Annotated in this window: 23 protein-coding genes; 8 read left to right on the top strand and 15 right to left on the bottom strand. The window is 69.8% G+C overall.

Going from position 1 to position 23,085, the window contains the following annotated elements; all coding sequences use genetic code 11:
• The first annotated feature begins 52 nt into the window (after window positions 1–52).
• The 3 genes from PIGHUM_RS00310 to PIGHUM_RS00300 are packed head-to-tail and all read left to right on the top strand — an operon-like array spanning window position 53 to window position 2,558.
• On the top strand, window positions 53–865 hold the full coding sequence (locus tag PIGHUM_RS00310; RefSeq protein ID WP_124077253.1) for a biotin--[acetyl-CoA-carboxylase] ligase: 813 nt from the start codon (window positions 53–55) through the stop codon (window positions 863–865).
• Complete coding sequence (locus PIGHUM_RS00305) at window positions 862–1,683, top strand: type III pantothenate kinase (RefSeq protein ID WP_124077249.1); 822 nt, start codon at window positions 862–864, stop codon at window positions 1,681–1,683. Before PIGHUM_RS00310 ends, PIGHUM_RS00305 begins: the two co-directional genes overlap by 4 nt.
• A gap of 5 nt (window positions 1,684–1,688) precedes the next feature.
• On the top strand, window positions 1,689–2,558 hold the full coding sequence (locus PIGHUM_RS00300; protein WP_124077248.1) for an SPOR domain-containing protein: 870 nt from the start codon (window positions 1,689–1,691) through the stop codon (window positions 2,556–2,558).
• Window positions 2,559–2,564: 6 nt separating this feature from the next.
• Here the strand turns inward: PIGHUM_RS00300 and rfaE2 are convergent, their stop codons facing one another.
• On the bottom strand, window positions 2,565–3,047 hold the full coding sequence (rfaE2, locus tag PIGHUM_RS00295; protein WP_124077252.1) for a D-glycero-beta-D-manno-heptose 1-phosphate adenylyltransferase: 483 nt from the start codon (window positions 3,045–3,047) through the stop codon (window positions 2,565–2,567).
• A gap of 86 nt (window positions 3,048–3,133) precedes the next feature.
• Between rfaE2 and PIGHUM_RS00290 the strand changes: the two genes are divergently transcribed.
• From PIGHUM_RS00290 to PIGHUM_RS00280, 3 genes are all read left to right on the top strand, one after another.
• Window positions 3,134–3,793 carry a response regulator gene (locus PIGHUM_RS00290; protein ID WP_124077247.1) on the top strand — a complete coding sequence of 220 codons (660 nt, stop codon included), beginning with the start codon at window positions 3,134–3,136 and terminating at the stop codon, window positions 3,791–3,793.
• Complete coding sequence (locus PIGHUM_RS00285) at window positions 3,790–5,112, top strand: ATP-binding protein (protein ID WP_124077246.1); 1,323 nt, start codon at window positions 3,790–3,792, stop codon at window positions 5,110–5,112. Before PIGHUM_RS00290 ends, PIGHUM_RS00285 begins: the two co-directional genes overlap by 4 nt.
• An 81-nt stretch (window positions 5,113–5,193) precedes the next feature.
• Window positions 5,194–6,645 carry a Do family serine endopeptidase gene (locus PIGHUM_RS00280; protein WP_124077245.1) on the top strand — a complete coding sequence of 484 codons (1,452 nt, stop codon included), beginning with the start codon at window positions 5,194–5,196 and terminating at the stop codon, window positions 6,643–6,645.
• Between the two features lie 14 nt (window positions 6,646–6,659).
• On the opposite strand, the gene PIGHUM_RS00275 is transcribed toward PIGHUM_RS00280, so the two are convergent.
• The 9 genes from PIGHUM_RS00275 to PIGHUM_RS00235 form a co-directional block, all read right to left on the bottom strand.
• Window positions 6,660–7,802, bottom strand: coding sequence for an FAD-dependent monooxygenase (locus PIGHUM_RS00275; protein ID WP_124077244.1), 1,143 nt, complete (start codon window positions 7,800–7,802; stop codon window positions 6,660–6,662).
• A gap of 46 nt (window positions 7,803–7,848) precedes the next feature.
• A complete protein-coding gene (locus PIGHUM_RS00270; RefSeq protein WP_124077243.1) occupies window positions 7,849–8,823 on the bottom strand; it encodes a tripartite tricarboxylate transporter substrate binding protein in 975 nt (324 codons plus the stop codon).
• A gap of 71 nt (window positions 8,824–8,894) precedes the next feature.
• Window positions 8,895–9,731, bottom strand: coding sequence for an alpha/beta fold hydrolase (locus PIGHUM_RS00265; RefSeq protein WP_124077242.1), 837 nt, complete (start codon window positions 9,729–9,731; stop codon window positions 8,895–8,897).
• Complete coding sequence (locus PIGHUM_RS00260; RefSeq protein ID WP_124077241.1) at window positions 9,728–10,966, bottom strand: CaiB/BaiF CoA transferase family protein; 1,239 nt, start codon at window positions 10,964–10,966, stop codon at window positions 9,728–9,730. Before PIGHUM_RS00260 ends, PIGHUM_RS00265 begins: the two co-directional genes overlap by 4 nt.
• A complete protein-coding gene (locus PIGHUM_RS00255; protein ID WP_124077240.1) occupies window positions 10,963–12,147 on the bottom strand; it encodes a thiolase family protein in 1,185 nt (394 codons plus the stop codon). The genes PIGHUM_RS00260 and PIGHUM_RS00255 overlap by 4 nt, the downstream gene beginning before the upstream one ends.
• On the bottom strand, window positions 12,144–12,611 hold the full coding sequence (locus tag PIGHUM_RS00250; protein ID WP_246012841.1) for a Zn-ribbon domain-containing OB-fold protein: 468 nt from the start codon (window positions 12,609–12,611) through the stop codon (window positions 12,144–12,146). Before PIGHUM_RS00250 ends, PIGHUM_RS00255 begins: the two co-directional genes overlap by 4 nt.
• A gap of 338 nt (window positions 12,612–12,949) precedes the next feature.
• Window positions 12,950–13,789: a ferritin family protein gene (locus PIGHUM_RS00245; RefSeq protein ID WP_124077239.1), complete on the bottom strand. Its 840-nt coding sequence runs from the start codon at window positions 13,787–13,789 to the stop codon at window positions 12,950–12,952.
• Between the two features lie 185 nt (window positions 13,790–13,974).
• Window positions 13,975–15,408, bottom strand: coding sequence for a high affinity choline transporter 1 (locus tag PIGHUM_RS00240; RefSeq protein WP_124077238.1), 1,434 nt, complete (start codon window positions 15,406–15,408; stop codon window positions 13,975–13,977).
• Window positions 15,409–15,500: 92 nt separating this feature from the next.
• Complete coding sequence (locus PIGHUM_RS00235) at window positions 15,501–16,259, bottom strand: sulfite exporter TauE/SafE family protein (RefSeq protein ID WP_124077237.1); 759 nt, start codon at window positions 16,257–16,259, stop codon at window positions 15,501–15,503.
• Between the two features lie 188 nt (window positions 16,260–16,447).
• On the opposite strand from PIGHUM_RS00235, the gene PIGHUM_RS00230 reads away from it, so the two are divergent.
• On the top strand, window positions 16,448–17,353 hold the full coding sequence (locus PIGHUM_RS00230) for a LysR substrate-binding domain-containing protein (protein WP_124077236.1): 906 nt from the start codon (window positions 16,448–16,450) through the stop codon (window positions 17,351–17,353).
• 22 nt (window positions 17,354–17,375) lie between these two features.
• Here PIGHUM_RS00230 and ubiB read toward each other — a convergent pair whose 3' ends face one another.
• From ubiB to PIGHUM_RS00205, 5 genes are all read right to left on the bottom strand, one after another.
• The gene (gene ubiB / locus PIGHUM_RS00225; RefSeq protein ID WP_124077235.1) at window positions 17,376–18,929 is read right to left on the bottom strand and encodes a ubiquinone biosynthesis regulatory protein kinase UbiB; all 1,554 of its coding nucleotides are present in this window, start codon (window positions 18,927–18,929) and stop codon (window positions 17,376–17,378) included.
• Window position 18,930: 1 nt separating this feature from the next.
• Window positions 18,931–19,587, bottom strand: a complete 657-nt coding sequence (locus tag PIGHUM_RS00220) for a ubiquinone biosynthesis accessory factor UbiJ (RefSeq protein ID WP_124077234.1) — start codon at window positions 19,585–19,587, stop codon at window positions 18,931–18,933.
• A gap of 141 nt (window positions 19,588–19,728) precedes the next feature.
• The gene (locus PIGHUM_RS00215) at window positions 19,729–20,712 is read right to left on the bottom strand and encodes a Tim44 domain-containing protein (protein ID WP_124077233.1); all 984 of its coding nucleotides are present in this window, start codon (window positions 20,710–20,712) and stop codon (window positions 19,729–19,731) included.
• 297 nt (window positions 20,713–21,009) lie between these two features.
• Window positions 21,010–21,786: a bifunctional demethylmenaquinone methyltransferase/2-methoxy-6-polyprenyl-1,4-benzoquinol methylase UbiE gene (gene ubiE / locus PIGHUM_RS00210; RefSeq protein WP_124077232.1), complete on the bottom strand. Its 777-nt coding sequence runs from the start codon at window positions 21,784–21,786 to the stop codon at window positions 21,010–21,012.
• Window positions 21,783–22,208, bottom strand: a complete 426-nt coding sequence (locus tag PIGHUM_RS00205; RefSeq protein WP_124077231.1) for a gamma-butyrobetaine hydroxylase family protein — start codon at window positions 22,206–22,208, stop codon at window positions 21,783–21,785. The genes ubiE and PIGHUM_RS00205 overlap by 4 nt, the downstream gene beginning before the upstream one ends.
• A gap of 140 nt (window positions 22,209–22,348) precedes the next feature.
• Here PIGHUM_RS00205 and phoB point away from each other — a divergent pair, with 140 nt between their 5' ends.
• Window positions 22,349–23,053: a phosphate regulon transcriptional regulator PhoB gene (gene phoB / locus PIGHUM_RS00200; RefSeq protein WP_124077230.1), complete on the top strand. Its 705-nt coding sequence runs from the start codon at window positions 22,349–22,351 to the stop codon at window positions 23,051–23,053.
• The last annotated feature ends 32 nt before the right edge of the window (window positions 23,054–23,085 follow it).

Below are 23,085 nucleotides of genomic sequence, written 5' to 3'. Positions count from 1 at the left end.
GCCTTCCCCCACCCCCGCCCCATCGGCCGCACCGCTCGCGGCTCCCGCATCGCTGGCCGCCGCGCTGCGCCGAGCCTTGCCGGGATGGCACGTTGCGTGGCAGCAGGCGACCGCCTCGACCAACGCCGACCTCCAGCACTACCTGCGCAGCGGCAACCCCGGGCCTGCCCTGCTGGGCGCCCATGCGCAGACCTCCGGCCGCGGCCGGGCCGGACGCCCCTGGCAGACCCGGGCCGGCGACGCCCTGCTTTTTTCCTGCGGCTGGCGCACCCTGATCGAACCGGCGCGCCTGCCGCCGCTGTCGCTGGTGGCAGGCGTGGCCGCCTGCGAAGCCCTGAGCAGGCTGCTCGGTCAGGGCCGGGATGGCGCGCTCGCGCTCAAATGGCCGAACGATTTGTACTGGCATGGGGCCAAGCTGGCGGGCATCCTGGTCGAGACCACCGCGCTGCCCGCCGGCCAGCGCAGCCGCGGCGCCAGCCTCGGGCTGATCCTGGGCATGGGCATCAACCTGCGCGGCGCGGATGCGCTGTCGGACGACCTGGGCCGCGAGGTCGCCGACTGGGAGCAGACGGGCGGCGCGGCCGACGCCAGCCGGCTGGCCGCCGAAGTGGCGCACGCCTGGCATGCGGCGCTCGATCTGTATGCCGCAGGCGGATTCGATCCCTTCCTGACGCGTTTCGCGCGTTGGGATGCGCTCTACGGACAGGCGGTGCGCGTCCTCGACGACGGCCAGCTCCGGCTCGAAGGCATTGCCCGCGGCGTGGACGCCACCGGCCGGCTCCAGGTGGATACCCGGCAGGGACGTACGGCCATCATGGTCGGCGATGTCTCCGTCCGTCCCGCGCAGGCCGCCGCCCATCCATGACCACGCTGCTGATCGACGCCGGCAATAGCCGCATCAAGATAGGCTGGCGCCGCGGCGGCGCCTATGCCGGGCCCGGCGCGCCGCGCGAACCCGTGCAGGCGGCCTTCGGCCACGACGAACTGGCCGGGGCGCTGCCGCAATGGCTGCGCCAGGCGGGACTGCGGCCGCAGCGCGCCTGGGGCACCAACGTAGCGGGCGCGGCGATGGAAATCCGGCTGGGCGAACTGCTGCGGCCCTACGGCTGCCGGATGAGCTGGATACGCTCCACCCCCTCCCTGCTGGGCGTCGCCAATGGCTACCGCGATCCCGAACGGCTGGGCGCGGACCGCTGGCTGGGCCTGGTCGGCACCTGGAACGGCTGGCTGCGCCAGGCCGGCGGCCAGGCTCCGCCGGTGCACGTGCTGGCGCATTTCGGCACCGCCACCACGGTCGATACCCTGGATCCGGCCGGCGTCTTCACCGGCGGCCTGATCCTGCCCGGCCGCGACATGATGCGGCGGGCGCTGGCGGCGGGCACCGCCGATCTGCCGCATGCCGACGGCCGCGCGGTCCCGTTTCCCGACAATACCGACGACGCGATCATGTCGGGCGTGGCGGCGGCGCAGGCCGGCGCGGTAGTGCGCCAGTGGCTGGCGGCGCGGGCGCGCTACGGCCAGGAGCCCCGGCTGGTCGCCAGCGGCGGCGCCTGGAGCGCGATCGCCGACGAAGTCGCCCACCTGATGCAGGCGGCCGGCTCGACGCAGCACGTCCAGGTGGTCGATAATCCCGTGCTCGACGGACTGGCCTTTCTGGCCGAATCGTCCCCCCCCTCCTCCTGACCCTCATGCGCAGCCTGTTCGTCATCCTGCTCCTGGCCAATGTCGCGCTGTTCGCGCTCGACCACGGCTGGTTCGGCCAGCCCATCTCGGAGCGCGGCCGCGACCCTGCCCGGCTGCGTACCGAAATCCGCGCCGACACGATCCAGGTGCCGCGGCTGCCCGGCATGAACGCCACCGCCGAGACCGTTCCCGTCGCGCCCGCCGAGGCGCCGGTCTCGCCGGCGCCCGAGCCGGCTGCGCCACGGCCGCCCGCGGCATCCACCGATGCGCCCGGAGCCGCCGCACCGGCGGGCCCCGGCGAAACGGCGGCCGGCGACGCTACCGCCACTGCACCCGGCGAGGCCGCAGAAGCGGCCGAAAGACAGGCCGCGGCCCCATCCCAGGCGGCTCCGCTTACGCCTGCGCCCGCTTCCACGCCCGTCGAGCTCGCCTGCCGCGAATGGGGGGCGCTGGCCGAGGCCGAGCTTGCCGGCGCCCGCAAATGGGCCAGCGAACGCCTGCCCCACGCCCGCCAGGACATCCGCCGCGAGAACGGCAAGCCGGGGTGGATGGTCATAGTGCCGCCGCTGCCCAACGCCGCCGCCGTGCAGGCGGCTGCCGCGCAGCTCGGCAAGAGCGGCGTCAAAGACTATTTCGTGATCCAGGAGGGGCCGCTGCAGCACGCCATTTCGCTGGGCGTGTTCAGTACCGAGGCCGGCGCGAAGAAACATGCCGCCGCGCTGCAGGAGCAGGGCGTGCGCAATGCCAGAGTGCTGGAACGCGCCAGCCTGGCCAAAGGGTGGCTGCGCCTGGAAGGACTGCGGCCGGCGGACCTTCGCACCCTCGACGAAGCGCGGCAGCGCTATGCGCTGGCCACGCTGCGCGCCTGCCCCTGACGGGGCTCAGCGCGCGCGGATGCGTTGGACCAGCGTGGTGGTCGAGCGGTCGTGCTCGAAATCGATAGCGACCGCATCGCCGCCCCAGCTGCGCACCAGCGCGGTCTCGGCCAGCTTGTCCATGTCGTAGTCGCCGCCCTTGACGATCAGGTCGGGACGCAGCCTGCCGATCAGTTCCAGCGGCGTATCCTCGTCGAACCAGGTCACCACGTCCACCGACGCCAGCGAGGCCAGCAACGCGGCCCGGTCGTCCTGGCCATTGAGCGGCCGGTCCGGACCCTTGCCCAGCCGCCGCGCCGACGCGTCGGTATTCACCGCCACCACCAGCATCGCGCCCAACTGGGCCGCTTCGTCCAGATAGCTCACATGGCCGCGGTGCAGGATGTCGAACACCCCGTTGGTGAACACCACCGGCCGCGGCCACCCCGCGCGCGCGGCCACGCATGCTTCGGGACTGAGGATCTTGGCTTCGAAACTGGCAGGCACGATAGGAAACGACGCAAAACGCCACACGGGCGGACCCTGCATTGTATGCGCCCGCCAAGCGCGGCCAATGCAGATAAACTCGCAGGGATATGAGGCTCCTTTTGGTAGAAGACGACCCCATGATCGGCGAAAGCGTGCTCGACGTGCTGCGCGCCGAGCATTACGCGGTGGACTGGGTCAAGAATGCCGCCAGCGCCGATACCGCGCTGCGTACCGAGCGCTACGACCTGGTGCTGCTGGACCTGGGCCTGCCCGACGGCGACGGTCTGGCGGTGCTGCGCGAACTGCGGGCCCGCAAACTGCTTACGCCGGTCATCGTCGCCACCGCGCGCGACGCGGTCGAGCAGCGCATCGCCGGACTGGATGCGGGCGCCGACGACTACGTCGTCAAGCCTTACGACGTGGATGAAGTGCTCGCCCGCATCCGGGCGCTGATCCGCCGCAGCGCGGGCCGCGCCGCGCCGCTGTACGAGCACGCCGGCGTCACGCTGGACCCGGCCACGCGCGAAGCGGCGGTGAACGGCCAGCCGGTCGCGCTGACCGCGCGCGAATGGGCCGTGCTCGAACCCCTGCTCGCCCGGCCCGGCCTGATCCTGTCGCGTGCACAGCTGGAGGAAAAGCTCTACAGCTGGAAGGACGAAATCAGCAGCAACGCGGTCGAGGTCTACATCCATGGCTTGCGCAAGAAACTGGGCGCCGATTTCATCCAGACCGTGCGCGGCGTGGGCTACGTGATCCCCAAATCATGAAAGCGGCCGCCCATTCGCTGCGCGGACGCCTGCTCGTCTTCCTGCCGGCGGCGATCTTCGTGGCCGCGCTGATCCAGGGCGCCATCGCCTACCGCGGCGCGCTGATCCAGACCGACGAGATCTTCGATTACCAATTGCAGCGCACCGCCATCTCGCTGAGCGGCGGCAACCCGCTCCTGGGCGGCGGGCCGGAAGGCGGCCTGCTGGACGACCCCGCCAGCCGCGACCTCATCATCCAGATCTGGACGCCCGACGGCGTGCGCCTGTTCCGCTCCACGCCCCGGCTGGTGCTGCCCGACCGCATCGTGCTGGGTTTCTCGAACGTCGAAACCGAGGGCACGACCTACCGGATGTATTCCATGCAGGCGCCGCTGCAGATCATCCAGGTCGCGCAGGACATGCGCGTGCGCACCGGCATGGCGCGCACGCTGGCGCTGCGCACCATCTGGCCGATCGCCGCGATGGCGCCGCTGCTGATGCTGGTGGTCTGGTGGGTGGTGAGCCGCTCGCTGCTGCCGGTCGAACGCGCGCGCCGCCAGGTGGCGGCGCGCCAGCCCGACGACCTCTCTCCCGTGAGCGAAGCCGGCCTGCCCGACGAGGTACAGCCGCTGGTGCACGAACTGAACCTGCTGCTGGCGCGCGTGCGCCGCGCCTTCGCCGCGCAGAAGCAGTTCGTCGGCGATGCCGCCCACGAGCTGCGCTCACCGCTCGCGGCGCTCAAGCTGCAGTTGCAATCGCTGCGGCGCGCGGGCGACGAACCCGCGCGCCAGCTCGCCATGGAGCGCCTGGCCGCAGGCATGGACCGCGCCACGCGGCTGATCGAGCAGCTGCTGTCGCTGGCGCGGCAGGAAGACGCGGAATCCGGCACGTCGTGGATAGACCTGGCCGACGTGGTCCGCGCCGCGTTGGCCGACGTCCTGCCCCAGGCCCAGGCGCGCGGCATCGACATCGGCATGGAAGGCGAGGAACACGCGCGCGTGCAGGGCCGGCACGACGGGCTGGTGCTGCTGGTGCGCAACGTGCTGGACAATGCGGTCAAGTACGCCCCCGACGCCGGCCGGGTGGATATCCGCCTGGGCGAGAGCCCGGCCGGCGCCGTGCTCGACATCGACGACGACGGCCCGGGCATCCCGCCCGGCGAGCGCGCCCGCGTCTTCGACCGCTTCTACCGCGCGCAGGGCGCCGGCGCGCAAGGCAGCGGACTGGGGCTGGCCATCGTCCAGGCCATCGCGCAGCGCCACGGCGCCACGGTGGAATTGCTGGACGCGCCGCTGGGCGGACTGCGCGTGCGGGTCCGCTTTCCTCCGCGCAAAGCCTAGGGCTCTTCCCCGCTTAAGCGTGCTTTAAGAATCCGGCTCCACCATGACGCCATGTCTCATTACATGGCGCAGGAGCCCACCATGAACACCCGCAGATTCTCCGCTTCGCATCTTGCCGTGGCGCTGGTTGCCGCAGGCGTCTTCGGCGCCGCCGGCGCCACCGCCTTCAAGCAGGCATCCGCGCCCGAAACCGTCGCCGCGGCCGCCCCGGCCCAGCAGGCCGCGCCGGTCGGTGCCGTTACGCCCCCCGATTTCTCGCAGATCACCCAGCGCTACGGCCCGGCCGTGGTCAACATCAGCGTGGTCGGCACCACCAAGGTGTCGGCCGAGGAAGAAGACCCCTTCGCGCAATTCTTCCACGGCTTTCCCGGCTACCCGGGCGGCCAGGGCGGCGGCGCCCGCAGCGTGCCCATGCGCGGCCAGGGCTCGGGCTTCATCGTCAGCCCGAACGGCATCATCCTGACCAACGCGCACGTGGTCAACGGCGCCAAGGAAGTCACGGTCAAGCTGACCGACCGGCGCGAATTCCAGGCCAAGGTGCTCGGCTCGGACCCGCAGACCGACGTCGCGGTGATCAAGATCGACGCCAAGGACCTGCCCGTGGTCGCGCTCGGCAATCCGGGCGACCTGCGCGTGGGCGAATGGGTGCTGGCCATCGGCTCGCCCTACGGCCTGGAGAACACCGTCACCGCCGGCGTGGTCAGCGCCAAGGGCCGCTCGCTGCCCAATGACGGCTCGGTGCCGTTCATCCAGACCGACGTGGCCGTCAACCCCGGCAATTCGGGCGGACCGCTGTTCAATTCGCGCGGCGAGGTGGTCGGCATCAACTCGCAGATCTACAGCCAGACCGGCGGCTACCAGGGCCTGTCGTTCGCCATTCCCATCGACCTGGCAGGCAAAATCAAGGACCAGATCGTGGCCCACGGCGAAGTGCGCCATGCGCGCCTGGGCGTCACCATCCAGGACGTCAACCAGGCGCTGGCCGACTCGTTCAAGCTGGACTCGCCCAGCGGCGCGCTGATCGCCAGCGTCGAAAAAGGCAGCCCGGCCGACAAGGCCGGCCTGGCCTCCGGCGACGTCATTCGCAAGATCGACGGCAAGCCCGTGGTCTCGTCGGGCGACCTGCCCGCGGTGATCAGCCTCGCCTCGCCGGGCGACCAGGTCGAGCTCTCGGTCTGGCGCGGCGGCAGCGAACGCAACATCGTCGCCACGCTGGGCGGCGCCAAGCCGGAAGCCTCGGCCCGCGCCGATGGTCAGGGCGCCGCGCACGGCAAGCTGGGCCTGGCGCTGCGCCAGCTCACGCCGCAGGAGCAACAGGCGCTGGGCAGCCAGGACGGCCTGCTGATCGAGCAGGTCGGCGGCCCGGCCCAACAGGCGGGCGTCGAAGCGGGCGACGTGCTGCTGTCGTTCAACGGCGTGCCGGTGCAAAGCGTGGGCCAGGTCCGCTCGCTGCTGGACAAGGCGGGCAAGAACGTCGCGCTGCTGGTTCAGCGCGGGGATGCCAAGCTCTTCGTGCCGGTGCGGATAGGCTGACTCCGCGGGTCCGCTCAAGCCTCGGCGTGCGCGCGCCGGGGCGCCAGCGGCTCCTTCCAGACGTCGTAGCCGTAGACCCAGTCCGGGTCGGTCCGGGTACTCATCCACTTGTTGTGGTGGGAGGTCAACTGTATCTGCGACGCCCTCGCCTTGCGGCTGTCCTCATAGCGCGTGAACACCGTCTCTGCCCCGCCCCCTTCCTGCATGCAGCGCAACAGCATCGCCGCGTCCTCGATCGCCGTCGCCGCGCCCTGCGCCATATACGGCACCATGGGATGGCAGGCGTCGCCCAGCAGCGCGATGCGGCCCTCGCTCCAGCGCGGCAGCGGATCGCGTTCGTACAGCGCCCACTTGTAGGCTTCGGGGCAGGCCTCCAGCACGCGCCGGACCTGCGGGTGGAAGCCCTCGAACGCGGCGCGGAGCTGGTCCATGTCGCCCTTGGCCGACCACGACTCGGTGCGCCACTCCGGCTCGGGAACGCTGGTCACGAAGTAGACCTCGTCGCGGCGCGGCGTGACGTAATAGATCACGATGTGGCGGTCCGGCCCCCACCACTTCGTGCAGTCGTCGATCGCGTAGCCATCGAGCAGGGATGCGGGAAAAGTGGTGCGGTACGCGACGCGGCCGGTAAAGCGCGGCGCCTCCTGGCCCAGCAGGGTTTCGCGCACGACCGAGTGCACGCCGTCCGCGCCGATCAGCACATCGGCCTGCGCGCTGCTGCCGTCGGCAAAACGCATGGCCACGCCGGAGCCGTCCTGCGAAACCTCTTCCAGCGTCTTGTCGAGCTGGACGCTGTCCGGGTCCACCGCGCCGAACAGCGCCGCGTGCAGGTCGCCCCGATGCATCAGCAGATACGGCGCGCCATAGCGCTGCTCGAAGGTATCCCCCAGGGGCAGCTCGTACTTGACCGCTCCCGTGTCCCACTCCCGGTTATTCCACGACTGCGGACGGAACGCCAGTTGGCGCAGGGCGTCTTCCAGGCCCAGCGCGCGCAGCACGCGCACGGCATTGGAACTCTGCTGGATGCCCGCGCCTATTCGCGCGAAGCGCTTGGCCTGCTCGTAGACCCGCACCTGGAAGCCATTGCGCTGAAGCAATGCGGCGGCGGTCAGGCCGCCGATGCCGGCGCCGATGATTGCGACTGTCTTGATACTCATTGTGTGCTTGCTCCTTGATTCGACTGCCCGCCCGGCTGCGCGCGGGTCAATCCATGCGAATGTTGGCCTGCTTCACCACCTTGGCCCACTTCTCGATTTCCGTCCGGATGAAGGCAGCGTACTCTTGCGGCGTCTGGGGCTTGGGCTCGGCGCCGATCTTGAGCATCTGCTCCTGGGTCGCCGGGTCTTTCAGCATCTTGACGATGTCGGCGTTGATCTTCGCCACGACCGCAGGCGGCGTCCCGGCGCGCACCGAAATGCCTCCCCACGAATAGGCCTCGTAGCCCGGCACGCCGCTCTCGGAAATCGTCGGCAGTTCGGGCGCCAGCGCCGAACGCTCCGGCGTGGAGATGCCGAGCTGACGCAGCTTGCCCATCTGGATGTGGGGTAGCGCGGTGGGCGCGTCGCTGAACATCAGATCGACATGTCCGCCCAGCAGATCGGCCATCGCGGGCGCGCTGCCTTTGTAGGGAACGGCCAGCAGGTCCACCCCGGCCTGCATCTTGAACAGCTCGCCCGCCAGGTGGGTGCCGCCGCCGTAGCCGGAGTGGCCGAAACTGAGCTTGCCCGGGCGCGCCTTGGCCATCTTCGTCAGTTCCTGGACCGTGCGCACCGGCAGGTCCGGGCGCACGACCAGGATGATGGGATAGACCGCCGCCAGCGTAACGGGCAGGAAGTCTTTCTCGATATCGTAGGGAAGCTTCTGCAGGCTGGGCAGCACGGTGTGGTGGATCACCGAGAACAGCAGGGTATAGCCGTCGGCCGGGGCTTGCATGGCCGCCTCGGCGGCGATGACGCCGTTGGCGCCGGTGCGGTTCTCCACGACCACCGGCTTGCCCCACAGCTCGGTCAGCCGCTGCGACATGATGCGCGCGGTCTGGTCGATGGGGCCGCCCGGGGCGAACGGCACGATCAGGCGCACCGCGCGGGTGGGATAGGCAGCGTCGGCATGCGCCGCGGGCGCCGCGCACGAAAAAAAGGCCGCGGCCAGGGCCGCCGAAGCGAATATGCGTGTGTTCAAGTGAATCTCCTTTGGTTGTTGCCGGGCAATGCGTACGTCGCGCAGGTGCCCGGCTCTGAATGACAGCGATTTCAAGATGAAGTCCGGCGCCAGAAGGCCTGCAGCAGCGCCGCAACGTCGGCCGGCCTGGCCAGCGGCGCCATATGGCCGCCGCCGGCGAGCTCCCGAAGCTCGGCCGCCCCGGGGCGACAGTCCCGGACGATGCGCGCCATGGCTTCGGGCGGCGTGGAAAGGTCGTCGGCGGCGGCCATGCACAGCACGCGGGGCAGCGCATCACGCAAGCCCGCGTAGCCAGGGAATGCCGCCAGCGCGTCCCAGCTGCAGGCCAGCCCTTCGGCCTGCATGGATCGCAGCGCGGCCCGGGCGTAATCCATCCCGGCCGCGGCGGCCGGTCCGGGCTCCGGGCCGAACCAACGCGCCATCGTGCCGGCGACCTGCGCTTCCACGCCCTGCCGCCGCGCCTGCTCGCCGCGGTCGCGGTAGGCCGCGCCGCCCGCAGGAGGGCTCGCGATCAGTGCCAGGCTGGCCACGCGCGCACCGGCGCGGGATGCGGCCAGAGCGGCGATCGCGCCGCCCATCGAATGGCCGACCAGGTGCACGGGCCCCGGGCCCAGCGCCTCGATGGCTGCCCGGGCAGCATCCACGCAATCGTCCAGCGTGAAGCGCACGTGCATCGACGCGGCGCCGTGCCCGTACTGGTCGAACGAAGCCGCCCGCCATCCCCGGTCCAGCACCGCGCGCAGCGGATCGAATGCGAGTCGGTCCAGGCCGAGCGAATGCAGCATCAGCACCGAACCGTGCGCGCCGGTGCCCCCCGCGCGCCAGCGCGTCGGCAAACCGGCCAGGCCGGCAGGCGCGTCGTCCGGCGGCACGGCGCCGGCATCCTGCGCATTCATGCCGCCGCTCACGATCCGGCCTCCGGCGCGGGGCGGACCAGGGCATCGCCCAGCGCGGCGACCTGTGTGCCGTCCATGCCCAGCCAGTCCGCCAGCACCTGGGCCGCATGCTCGCCCAATGCGGGCGGATAACCGGCCGCCTGCTGGCGGCTGCCGGCGTACTTGATCGGATTCCCCACCACGTCGATGGCGTGCCCGCCTCCCTCCAGGTGCAGGATCATCTCCCGCTCTCCCTGGCGGGCATCGGCAAGCGCCTCGGGCACGGTCTTGATCAACGCCACGGGGACGCCGCGCGCCCTCAGCGGCTCTATCCATGCCTGCGCATCGCGCGTGGCGAACGCGCGCTCGAGCAGCGGCCACAGCGCCCCGCGGTGCTCCAGCCGCGCGGCCGCGCTGGCAAAGCGCGCATCGCCGGGCAGTTCGTCCAGCCCCAGCGCTTCGCACAAGCCGCGCCACATGCGCTCGGTATTGGCGGTCACGACCAGTTCGCGCCCGTCGCGCCCCACGAACGAGCGATAGGTAGGGATGGAATCGTGGCGCGCCCCCTGCGGCTCCGGCGTCACGCCCGCCACCAGCGAATACGTGCTCTGGTAGGCCAGCATCGCCAACTGGCAGTCGAGCATGGCCACGTCGATCACTCTCCCCAGGCCGCTGCGCTGCCGGTCCGCCAAGGCGGCATTGATCGCAATCGCCGCATACATGCCCGCCACCGTATCGCCGGCCGGGATGCCCAGCCTGACCGCCGGCTGGCCCGGCTGGCCGGTCAGGCTCATCACGCCGGACAGCGCCTGCACGATCATGTCGTAGGCGGGCAGGTCGCGCCACGGGCCGCTCTGTCCGAAACCGCTGATCGACGCCCAGATCAGGCCCGGGCTGGCGGCCCGCAGCGCGGCCACGTCCAGGCCGATCCGGGCCAGCACGCCAGGGCGGAAATTCTCCACCACCACGTCGGCCTGGCCGATCAGCCGCCTGACCAGGTCCAGGCCGGCCGGACTCTTGAGATCGACCGCGATGCTGCGCTTGCTGCGGTTGATGCCCAGGTAATAGGCACTCTCGGCACCCACGAAATGCGGCGGAATGGCGCGGCTGGAGTCCCCTTCCGGCGCCTCCAGCTTGACCACCTCGGCACCCAGGTCGGCCAGGATCTGCGTGCAGAAAGGACCGGACAGAAAGGTGGTCATGTCCAGGATGCGGTAGCCCGCCAGCGGCGGCGCCGTGCCGGACGCGCGTGCGTCGGTGCCCGTCATGGCCGTATCGCCTCGTACAGGTGCACGGTGCAGGCGCCGTGGTCCAGGCCCGCGATGCCGCCCCCGGTCACGTGGCTCAAGCCCAGCCGGGCGCCCTCCACTTGCCGCGCGCCGGCCGCGCCGGTCAGTTGCCAGAACATTTCCACCGCCTGGGCCACCCCGCTCGCGCCCACCGGATGCCCCTTGGCCAACAGGCCTCCGCTGGGGTTGACCACCACCTGCCCGCCATAGGTCGACCGCCCCGCCGCGAGGAAATCGGCCGAAGCGCCCGCTTCGCACAATCCCAGCGCCTCGTAGTAGATCAGTTCGGCGATCGTGAAGGCGTCGTGGAGTTCCACTACGTCGAGGTCCTGCGGTCCGAAGCCCGCCGCCTCATAGGCGTCGCTGGCGGAGTGATAGGAAATCTCGGGCCGCAGCATATCGCGGAAGCCCGCGGTGACCTGTCCCGAGTGCAGCACCGAGGCGGCGATGCGGATCGCGGGCAACCCCAGCCGCTTGCGCACGCGTTCGGACACCATCAGCACGGCGGCAGCGCCGTCACCGGTCGGGCAGCACTGCAGCAAGGTCAGCGGATCGGTGATCGGCCGCGACTGCAGGACTTCCTGGACCGACACTTCGCTGCGGAACTGCGCGTAAGGATTGCGGGCCCCATGGCGGCGCGCCTTGACGCTGACCCCGGCCAGCACGTCCGCGCCCACGCCGCGCTCGTGCATGTAGCGCTGCGCCCGCATGGCATACAGGGCGGGCATGACCATGCCCGCGCGCACCTCCGGGTCCTCGGCCACCAGCGGCAGCGTCCCGCCGCCGAACTGGGTGAGCTTGTCCACTCCGACCACCAGCACCACGTCGTAGCGTCCTGCCGTCACGTCCTTCCACGCCAGATGCAATGCGCTCGCACCGCCCGAGCAGGCGTTGTCCACGTTGACCACGGGCACCGTGCCGATGCCGATTTCCTTGACGATGCGCTGGCCTGCGAGCATGCCGCCGAACGCATGGCCGCAGACGACGGCCTGCACGTCGGCGGGAGCCAGGCCGGCCGACCTCAGCGCATTCAGGATGGCCGGCACGGCCAGTCCGGCGTAGCTGGAATCGCGGTACTTGCCCATGGGAATCATGGCGGCGCCGACGATGCAGGCCTGCGTGACGGGGCTGCCCCCCGTTCCATTCGCGGCGGCGCTCATTGCATACCCTCCCTGCCGCCGCGCGGCATCGTTTCCCGCGGGGCCGCCTCCGGCACCGCGAACCAGGACTGGCCGTCGTTGGCCAGCACCACGGGCAGGTCGCAGGACAGCTCCCCGGCCGGCGCGCGCACCTCGGCCAGCACCCGGACGTCGTCGTCCAGATCCACATAGCCGATGGTGTACGGCGTCGGGCGGCTGGCCGATACGTGCACTGTCGAAAACGAATAGAGCGTACCGCGCGGCCCGAAAGTCGCCGGCTCCATGTCGCGCGCCCCCGTCACCAGGCAGGTTTCCCGCTCGGGGAAGGCTGCCCGCCCCGATGACCGCGACACACTCCCTTTGAGCATGGTCTGTCCGTCGCGCACCAGGAACTGCGCGTCGTCCAGACGCGCCAGATCGCTGTTCGGCGTACCGCCGGGAGGCACTGCGGCTCCCGACCTGAAATCGGCAATGTCGTCACTCATGTTTTCGTAATTCCATTTAACGGAAATAAATTCTGTTTAATGAAAATTATAGTCGGTGAACTGCCGCTGTCGACTAAGCATTAACCCTTAATCGAAAACATGCGCGGCCGCGCCGTGGCATGCGGCGGGCTGGCGGCAGACGCGACCGGCCGACGCCGCATGCAGGCAGGCAGGCGGACAAGAACGGGTGTGAACCGGGGGATGGGGGGAACGAAACGGTGGAACGCTACGGCGTGGCGGGACCGGATTTCGGCACCGCCACGCCGCCGCGCGGGCGGCGCGCAGACGATCGGGACGTCAGGGAGCGGAGGAAAGCAGACGGGGACGCCCGGGCGGCCTCAGGATCCCGCCAGCTCCTTCCGGTAGCGGTTCAGATCCTGCACCGTGGCAAAACTGCGGCCCAGCAGGACCGACATGTTGTGGAGGATGCGGTCGGCGACCTTGCTTTCCCACTCCCTGTCGAACTGGATCTGCTGGTCCAGCCAGCGGTCCAGCCACCCCGGCTCGGGCAGGCGCGACTGCACGGTATCGTTGGGAAACAGGCTCTTGTTGACGTGCAGGTTGGTCGGATGCAGCGCCTGCGACGTGCGCTTGGCCGAGGCCATCAGCACGCCGATGCGGGCGAAGGCGGCGCGCGCCTGGTCGGCGAGCTCCTTGCCCCGGTCGGTAAGCGCCCGCCTCATGTAGCGCAGATAGGCGCCCGCATGACGCGCCTCGTCCTGCGAAATCAGCCGGTAGATGGCCTGGATGACCGGTTCGGTATGCCACTGCGATGCCCGGCGGTACCAATGGTTGAGCCGGATTTCGCCGCAGAAGTGCAGCGTGAGCGTCTCGAGCGGCGGCGCAGGATCGAACTCGAAGCGCACGTGGTCCAGTTCCTGCTCGGTGGGCAGCAGTTCGGGCCGGAAACGCCGCAGGTATTCCTGCAGCACCAGGGAGTGCTTCTGCTCTTCGAAGAACCAGATAGACATGAAAGCGCTGAAGTCGCTGTCTTCGCGGTTGTCGCGCAGGAACATCTCGGTGGCCGGGAGCGCGGACCACTCGGTAATGGCGTTCATCTTGATGGTGTTGGCCTGCTCGTCGGACAACAGGCCGGGGTCGAAACGTTCCCAGGGAACGTCTTTCTCCATGTCCCACCGAACGGATTCGAGGGATTTGAATAGTTCCGGATACAGCATGGCGGAGCCTCCGCGTCGGAGCCGGCGGCTGGTGCGTACCAGAGCGCCGGAAGTTCGGCGAACCATGGTAGCGGGCGAACTTGACTCCCCGATGACACCTGCGCGCGTTTCCCGGCGGCGCGCGGCCGCCGGGCCTGGGCTGCCTGCCAGGGCCCGTCAACGCTGAAGAAAACCTCGCGCAGGCCCTAGAGTACCGGATGCAGCGCGGGCCGGCTGCGGGCCCGGATCACCTGCGGCAGAAGGCTGCCGGCCCACATGCCGGCAAAACCGGCGAACAGCCCGGCCAACTGCGGCGGAAACTGTTCCGCGGCGAATGCGCGGACGAGCAGCCAGGCCGCCACGCCCAGCACCGCCGACAACAGCGCGCCCTGGGTGGTGGCGCGCCGCCAGTACAAGCCCATCAGCAGAGGCACGAAAGCCCCCACCAGGGTGACCGTATAGGCGCCGGCCACCATTTCGTAAATGCTGTCCGAGGTATTGAGCGCGAACACCAGCACGCAAAGGCCGAACCCCACCACCGACACGCGCATCGCCAGCAGGAAGCGCTTGTCGGACATGCCCGGCACGAAATGCCGGAGGATGTTTTCGGCGAAGGTGGTCGACGGCGCCAGCAGCGTGGCCGAGGCCGTGGACATGATGGCGGACAGCAGCGCGCCGAAGAAGAACACCTGGGCCACCACGGGCATGCGCTCCAGGATGAAGGTAGGCAGGATCTTCTGCGGATCCTCCCGCATCAGGGTGGCGACGGTATCGGGCATCACGCCCAGCGCGGCCACGCCTATGTACATCGGAATGCAGGCGAACAGCAGGTACAGCAGCCCGCCGATGACGGGGCCGCGGCGGGCGGTCTTGACGTCCTTGGACGACATGACGCGCTGGTAGACGTCCTGCTGCGGGATGGACCCCAGCATCATGGTCACCAGCGCCGCGAAGAAGAACAGGATGTCGTGCGTCGTGGCCGGCGGCAGGAAATTGAGCAGGTCGTGGCTGCTTGCCTGGTGCGCGACGACGCCCACGCCTCCGGCCAGGTCGGTCGCGAAATAAGCAATGGTGAGCAGCCCCGCGACGATGACCAGCATCTGGAAGAAATCGGTCAGGGCCACCGACCACATCCCGCCGAACAGCGTATAGGTCATGACGATCAGCATGCCGATGATCATGCCGCCGGTCTGCGAGAAGACCGCCGGGTCGAGCATGTGGAACACCAGGCCCAGGGCCTTGACCTGCGCCGCCACCCAGCCCAGGTAGGACACCACAATCGCCACGCTCATCAGCACCTCGACCAGCGTGCCGAAGCGCTCCCGGTAATAATCGCCCAGCGTCAGCAGGTTGTGCTTGTAGAGGCGCGCGGCAAAGAAAACGCCGACCAGGACCAGGCACATCGACGCGCCGAAGGGGTCCTCGACCACGCCCCCGAGGCCCTCGCGCACGAACACCGCCGACACCCCGAGCACGGCTTCCGAGCCGAACCAGGTCGCGAATGTGGTGGCGATCACGATGTACAAGGGCAAGGAACGGCCGGCCACCGCGTAGTCTGCAGCGTTCGATACGCGGCGCGCCGCGAGCACGCCTATGCCGATGGAAGCCAGCAGGTAGAGCAGAACGAGCCAGAACACCATGATACCGGGCGCCTCGAAACGGTAGCCAAAACCGCGCGAGTATCGCACAGGGATAGGCGAAAGCACAGACGCCCGGCATGCGCGTGCCGACGCTATATGCAGAGGTGCAGCCCGAGCAGGCCGAGTCCGCAGAAAAAGCCGCGCCGGAACGCCGCCGGGCTGATCCGGCGCCGCAGAAGCTGTCCGGCCCACATGCCGGCCATGGCGGGCACCAGGGCGCCGAGCGATGCGGTCATCGCCTGCAGCCCGAGCGCGCCCTCGCGCGACAAGGCGATGGCCAGCGCCAGTGTGGACGCGGTGAAAGCGATGCCCAGCGCCTGCACCAGCTCGTCCTTCTCCAGCCCCAAGGCCTGCAGGTAAGGCACGGCCGGAATGACGAACACACCGGTGCATGCGGTAACGGCCCCGGTCACGGCGCCGGCCGCCGCCCCCAGCCCGCGCTCGAAGCGGCGCGGCACGGACAGCCGCACCGACGACAGGCCCAGCGCGGCATACAGCAGCAGCGCGATGCCCAGCGCCCGCGGCGCCCAGGGCTGCGTGGCCGTTCCCAGCCACGCCGCTCCCAGCAGCGTGCCGGCGAAAATGCCCGCCACCAGCGGCCAGAGCCGCTTGGCGAGCGGCATGAAGCGGCCGCCGGCGGCCAATTGCCAGACGTTGGTCACCATGGACGGCACGACGAGCAGCGCGGCAGCCTCTGGCGGCGCCATAGCCAGGCTGAGCAGGCCCATCGCCACCGTCGGCAGCCCCAGTCCGATCACCCCCTTCACGGCCCCGGCCACGAAGAAGATCGCCAACACCAATAGAATCGCCATACTGGCGCCGTCCGGATGCACTGAATCGAAGAGGTTCATGCGGCTATGCTGCATCATGGATGCGACAGGCGGGAAGACGGATTCCCCGAAGCCAGCCTACGGAAGGCATTGATCCACCCCCTGCCCGCTCACGCGGTCCTCCTTCAAGGGGGCGGCACCGGCGGCCCGGCTGAGCCGGATCCGCTGTGCCCGAGGCGGCAGCTTGGGGGGCTGAACATGGAGCAGCTATGCGGTTTCGATTCGATCTGACGGATCTTCAGCTTTTTCTGCATGTGGTGGCGGCGGGAAGTATTACCGGCGGGTCGGAGCGGGTGCATTTGTCGCTGGCTTCGGGCAGCGCGCGGCTGCGGCAGATGGAGGAGGCGCTGGGTACGCCGCTGCTGGAGCGCGGCCGGCGCGGGGTGGCGCCTACGGCGGCGGGGGAGGCATTGGCGCGGCATGCCAGGCTGATGCTGCAAGAGGCCGACCGGCTGGTGGACGACCTGGGCGGCTACGCGCGCGGGCTGCGCGGCCAGGTCAGGCTGTGGGCCAACAGTTCGGCCGCGGCCGAGCACCTGCCGGAACCGCTGGCGGATTTCCTGGTGGCGCATCCGGACATGGACGTGGACCTGCAGCATCATCCCAGCCACCGCACGGCGCAGGCGGTGCGGGAGGGCGTGGCCGACCTGGGCGTGGTGTCGGACGCCATGGATCTCGCCGGACTGGCCCGGGCGCCCTTCCGGGACGACCCGCTCGTCCTGCTCGCGCCCAGAGGCCATCCGCTGGCCGGGCGCGGCACGGTCCGCTTCGGCGACACGCTGGAGCATGACTACGTGGGGCTGGGCGCGGCCAACGCGCTGGCCCTGCACCTGGAGGACCACGCCTTGCGCGCAGGCCGGCGCATGCGGCTGCGCGTGCGCGCCGAGACGGCCGAGGCGCTGGTGCGAATGGTGGCGCGCGGCGCCGGCCTGGGCATCGTGCCGCGCGCCAGCCTGGGCCGCGGCCGGCACCCGGAACTGGTCCGGCTGGCGCTCGGCGAAACCTGGGCGAACCGCCGGCTGGTGCTATGCGCGCGGGACTTCGCGGCGCTGCCCGGCCATGCCCGGGCGCTGGTCCAGGCGCTGCGGTCGGACGCGCCGCAAAGCGCCGTTTAGCGTCGGCAGGCTCTTGGCGCGCTCAGCGCGTCACCGCCCACAGCGCCACGGCCACCCCGACCGCCAGGATGCCGGCAATGGCCGCCATCAGCCGGTTGGTCTGCTGCTGGGCCAGACGCAGCCGCTGCAGTTCGGCCAGCGTCTCGCCCGACCGGTCGGGCCGCGCCAATTGATGGTGCACCAGCCTGGGAAGCTCGGGCAGCATCTGCGCCCACTGCTCCGACTCGCGCTTGAAGCCGTTGCGCAGCGCGGCCCAGCCGACGCGCTCGTGCATCCAGCGCTCGAGGTAGGGCTTGGCGGTCTTCCACAGGTCCAGCGACGGATCCAGCTGGCGCCCCAGCCCTTCGATGTTGAGCAAGGTCTTCTGCAGCAGCACCAGCTGCGGCTGGATTTCGACGTTGAAGCGCCGCGAGGTCTGGAACAGGCGCATCAGCACCTGCCCCAGCGAGATCTCGGCCAGCGGGCGGTCGAAATACGGTTCGCAGCAGGCGCGGATGGCGCCCTCGAGTTCCTCTTCGCGCGTGCCGCGCGGCACCCAGCCCGACTCGATGTGCAGGCGCGCGACCTGCCGGTAGTCGCGCCGGAAGAAAGCGAGGAAGTTCTGGGCGAGGTAATTCTTGTCGAACTCCGACAGCGAGCCGACGATGCCGAAGTCCAGCGCGATGTACTGCCCCAGCGTGCGCGGATCGTCGGAGACGTAGATGTTGCCCGGGTGCATGTCGGCATGGAAGAAACCGTCGTCGAACATCTGCGTGAAGCAGATCTCCACGCCGTCGCGCGCCAGCTTCTTGAGGTCGACGCCGGCCTCGATGAGCCGGCCGACGTGGCTGACCGGAATGCCGCGCATGCGCTCCATCGTGAAGACCGTGGAGGCGCAGTAGTCCCACATCACCTCGGGCACGATCAGCATGTCGGCGCGCGGCCCGCCCGGCGCGAAATTGCGGCGCAGCTGGCTGCAATTGGCGGCCTCGCGCAGCAGGTCCAGTTCGTCGTGCAGGTATTTGTCGAACTCGGCCACCACCTCGCGCGGCCGGAGCCGCCGGCCGTCGGCCGAGAGTTTTTCGATCAGCGTGGCCGCGGCCCGCATCAGCCGCAGGTCTTTGTCGATGAGCGGCGCCATGTTGGGGCGCAGCACCTTGACCGCGACGTCGCGTCCATCGGGCAGCACCGCGAAATGCACCTGGGCGATCGAGGCCGACGCCACCGGCTGGCGCTCGAAACTGGCGAACACGAGATCCGGATGGCGGCCCAGCCCCTTGCAGACGATGTCGATCGCCACATCGGACGGGAACGGCGGCACGCGGTCCTGCAGCAGCGCCAGTTCGTCGGCGATGTCGGCCGGGATCAGGTCGCGGCGGGTGGACAGCACCTGGCCGAACTTGACGAAGATCGGACCCAGGGTCTCGAGCGCAAGCCGCAGCCGCATGCCGCGCGGCATGTCGAGCTTGCGCCCCTTGCGCAGCACCACCAGCAGGCGCTCGGTGACCGGATGGCGGATGCCCGAGACCACCAGCTCGTCCAGGCCATAGCGGAGGCTGACCAGGATGATGCGGATCAGGCGCAGAAAGGTCATCATCTCAGTTGTCCCCTTCCCGCCCAACGCTTCCCTCGACAGGCGGCAGACGCGACTCGAGGTGTTCCAGGCGTGCGCGCAGGTGCTCTGCGCGCTTGGCAGCGCGCTCGGCATCGTCGCGCAGCCGGCGCACCTCGGCGCCCCAGCCCTGCACCGCATGCGCGGCGGCCACCGCCCCGCGCTCTTCGGTCACGTACTCGGCCACGTTGCCGGCCAGCCGCCAGGCGCTGGCGCGCACGGCGCCCGCCAGGCCGCGGGCGGCGCCTGCCAGCCTTGCCGCGGCAATGTCGCCGAACAGGCCGGCGAGATCGTCCTCGACGTCCCACCTCAGGTCGCGGGCCAGATCGCCCACCACGTGGGCCAGCGCGGCGTCGCCCTCGATCCGCACCGCGCCCATGCGCCGTGCCGTATCGCCGGACAAGAGATCCGCCAGCTTGCCGGCGTCGATCGTCAGCACCACGTCCGGCACGGTTTCGGGCGCGGCCTGTTCGACCAGGCCGTGCGGCGTAACGGCCAGCGCCAGGCGGGTGCCGCCGAAGACCAAGCACGCCGTTTTGCCCGCATGCGGGCGCAAGCGCTCGCGGGCCCAGGGTTCGCGTACCAGCAGCGTGTCGAGCGCGCGGACGGCGGTGGCGGAAAGAGTCGGCAGGAGTGCGGGCATAGGGTCGGAGAAACCGTGGCGCGGGCGGCCCCGGCGATGGAAAAAACAAAACGCCCGTCCGAGGACAGGCGTTCCGCGGGGTTCAACCCCATGAGTTTACCGGTTGCGGCCACCCGATGTGGGGGCGGCCGCAACGGGATGTTATTGCTGCTGCACCGGGATCTGCTGCACGCCGGCCAGCAGCCAGCCGCCGTCCCGGGGCTTGAACAGGTTCCAGACCTCTTCGAAGCGGAAAGCCTCGGTGCCCGGCGCCTCGCGCAGCATGCCCGAGAAGCGCACGCTGGCCAGGTGGCCGTCGGAGACGGTCTCGATGCCCAGCAGTTCGGCATTGAGCAGCACCACTTCGGTCACGTTATCGCCCGAGCGCTGGCCGATCTGCTGGTTCAGCTCGGCCAGCAGATCGTCGGTGACCAGTTCGCGCAGTTCGTTGACGTCGCCGCGGTCCCACACGCCTTGCAGCTTGACGAAGTAGCTCTTGGCATGGCTCAGGAAGTTCACCGTGTCGAAATCGCTGGGGATGCCCCATTCACCCGAGGCGGCCTCGGCGGCAGCACCGGCGGCGGGCGCCGCTGCGGCAACCGGCGCGGCCGGCTGCAGCGACTCGCGCGCCATCGGAGCGGCGGGCTGGCGCACGGGCTCGGCCATGCGGCTGGCCTGGGCGTTGCCGGCGCCCTGCAGGGCCGGCTGCCGGCCGCCGCCGCGCAGGCGGCGCACGATGAACAGGACGGCGAAGACCACCAGCGCGATCAGCAGCAGGCTGCCGATGAATTCGGCGGCGGCGGCGCCCAGGCCCAGGTGCGACAGCAGCGCAGCCAGGCCCAGGCCGGCGGCGATGCCGGCGATGGGGCCGAGCCAGCGCGACATGCCGCTGCGCGCCGTAGCGCCCGCGGCGGCGGCGCCGGCAGCGGCAGGCGCTGCCGACGGCGCGGCCTGCTGGCCTTGCTGCTGCGGGCTGCGCGCCGGCGGCACGGCCTGGCGCTGCGTGATGTTGCTGGACTGGCGGCCCATGCTTCCGCCGCCGCCGAGGCGCTTGGCCAGGGCATCGTGCGAGACGCCCAGCATCGCCACGGTCGACACCGCAATGACCAGGGCCGGAAGGACCCGGGAAAAGAATCGTCGAGACATTAGTGGAATCTCCTGTGATATTCGGACCAGGCTGGAGCGCGCCAGGCCACGCCGCGCCCTTGGGGCGGCGTGCCGTGGCGTGCATGCCATTCCTGACAATAAGCTGAATTTAACGGACTGCGGCCCAAATTGCCAGCCGGACCACGCCGATTTTTTTGCCGCCGGGCCGCCAAGGGAGGGCCACCCCCTGCTGCGCGGGCCCCCTCAAGGGGGCGGCGCCGACGGACCGGCAAAGCCGGATCCGCGGCGCCCTGGGCAGGATCGAGGCTTGCGCCCGGCCCTTTTGATAGAGAAGCGCTAGAGCCGCAGGCCTTCGTGCAGCGCAACCACCCCTGCCGTCAGGTTGAAATATTGGACCCGCGCCAGGCCCGCCTGTTCCAGCATGCCCTTCAGCGTGTCCTGGTCGGGATGCATGCGTATGGATTCGGCCAGGTAGCGGTAGCTCGTCTCGTCGTTGGCCACCTTGCGCCCCAGCCAGGGCAGGATGTTGAAGGAATACCAGTCGTAGACCGGCCGCAGCGGCTTGGCCACGCGCGAGAACTCGAGCACCAGCAGCTTGCCGCCGGGCCGCAGCACGCGCGCCATCTCGGCCAGCGCGCGATCCTTGTGGGTCATGTTGCGCAGCCCGAACGCCACCGACACGCGGTCGAAATAGCCGTCCGGGAAAGGCAGCTTTTCCGCGTCGCAGACCGCCGCCGGCATCAGCAGCCCGGCGTCGAGCATGCGGTCGCGCCCGACCCGGAGCATGGAATCGTTGATGTCGGTCAGCCAGACTTCGCCGGTCGGGCCGGCGCGGCGCGCGAAGGCCTTGGCCAGGTCGCCGGTGCCGCCGGCGATGTCGAGCACCTTCATGCCCGGCCGGATGGCGGCGCGAGCCACGGTGAAGGCCTTCCAGGCCCGGTGCATGCCGCCCGACATCAAATCGTTCATGACGTCGTAGCGGGACGCCACGGAATGGAATACCTCGGCCACCTTGCGGGCCTTGTCGTTCTCGGCCACCTGCTGGAAACCGAAATGGGTGGTGCCGGGCTGGCCGGCATCCCCTTCGGCGGAAGAATAGGGCTTATCGCTCATTGCTTACCTTCACGGCGTATTTCGTTGACGGCGACCCCGCCCGCCGGCTCGGGGTCGCGGGACGCGCCCGCCGCAGCCAGCGCCGCGAGATACTGCTCCCACAGCTTGTCCTGGTCGCGGCCCAGCGTATAGAGAATGTCCCAGGAATAGATACCGCTCGAGTGACCATCGGAAAACCGCGGCTGCACCGCATAATTGCCCACCTGGTCGAGGGCGAGGATGTCCACCCCGCGCTTGCCGGTCTGCAGCGTCTCCTGGCCCGGGCCGTGGCCGCGCACCTCGGCCGACGGGCTGTAGACCCGCAGCAGTTCGAAAGGCACGCGGAAGGTCTGGCCGTCGTCGAACGACATTTCCAGCACGCGCGACTGCCTGTGCACGACGATGTTGGTGGGGAAAGGCGTATTTTTATCCAGGCCTGCCATGGTCTTCTCGCACGAGAGGGCTCCATGGTAGCCGATGGGAAGGCGGCGCGCGCCCCGCTCCGGGGGGTTCGCATGTCACATACCTGAAACAATACCGCCATACTATGGACACGCTCCAGCAACCCGAATCGGCATCGCCCATGTCCAGCACCATCCTAGTCGTCGAAGACGAACCGGCCATCCAGGAACTGATCGCGGTCAACTTGTCCTTCGCGGGCCACAAGGTCCTGCGCGCGGCCGACGCCGAACAGGCGCAGATCCTGATCCGCGCCGAACTGCCCGACCTGATCCTGCTCGACTGGATGCTGCCCGGCACCTCCGGCGTGGTCCTGGCGCGCAAGCTGCGTGCCGACGAGCGCACCAAGGCCGTGCCCATCATCATGCTGACCGCCAAGGGCGCGGAACAGGACAAGGTCGAAGGCCTGGAAGCCGGCGCCGACGACTACATCACCAAGCCGTTCTCGCCCAAGGAACTGATGGCCCGCATCAAGGCGGTGCTGCGCCGCCGCGCGCCCCAGCTCACCGACGACCTGATCGACGTCGCCGGCCTGCGCCTGGACCCGGTCACCCACCGGCTGCACGGCAACGGCGTGACGCTGAACATCGGCCCCACCGAATTCCGCCTGCTGCACTTCTTCATGACCCACCCCGAGCGCGTGTTCTCGCGCTCGCAGCTGCTGGACCAGGTCTGGGGCGATCACGTGTTCGTCGAAGAACGCACCGTGGACGTCCACATCCGCCGCCTGCGCAAGGCGCTCGAACCCAGCAGGCACGACAGCCACGTCGAGACGGTGCGCGGCAGCGGCTATCGCTTCACCGCCCATCCGGCCACCACCCTCGCCTGAGCTTCCGGCCCGCGCCGGCACGCCGGCGCGTC

Origin of the sequence: Pigmentiphaga humi (assembly GCF_900606115.1) — a bacterium.
GTDB lineage: Bacteria > Pseudomonadota > Gammaproteobacteria > Burkholderiales > Burkholderiaceae_B > Pigmentiphaga > Pigmentiphaga humi.
This window is presented reverse-complemented; position numbering and strand designations above follow the sequence as displayed.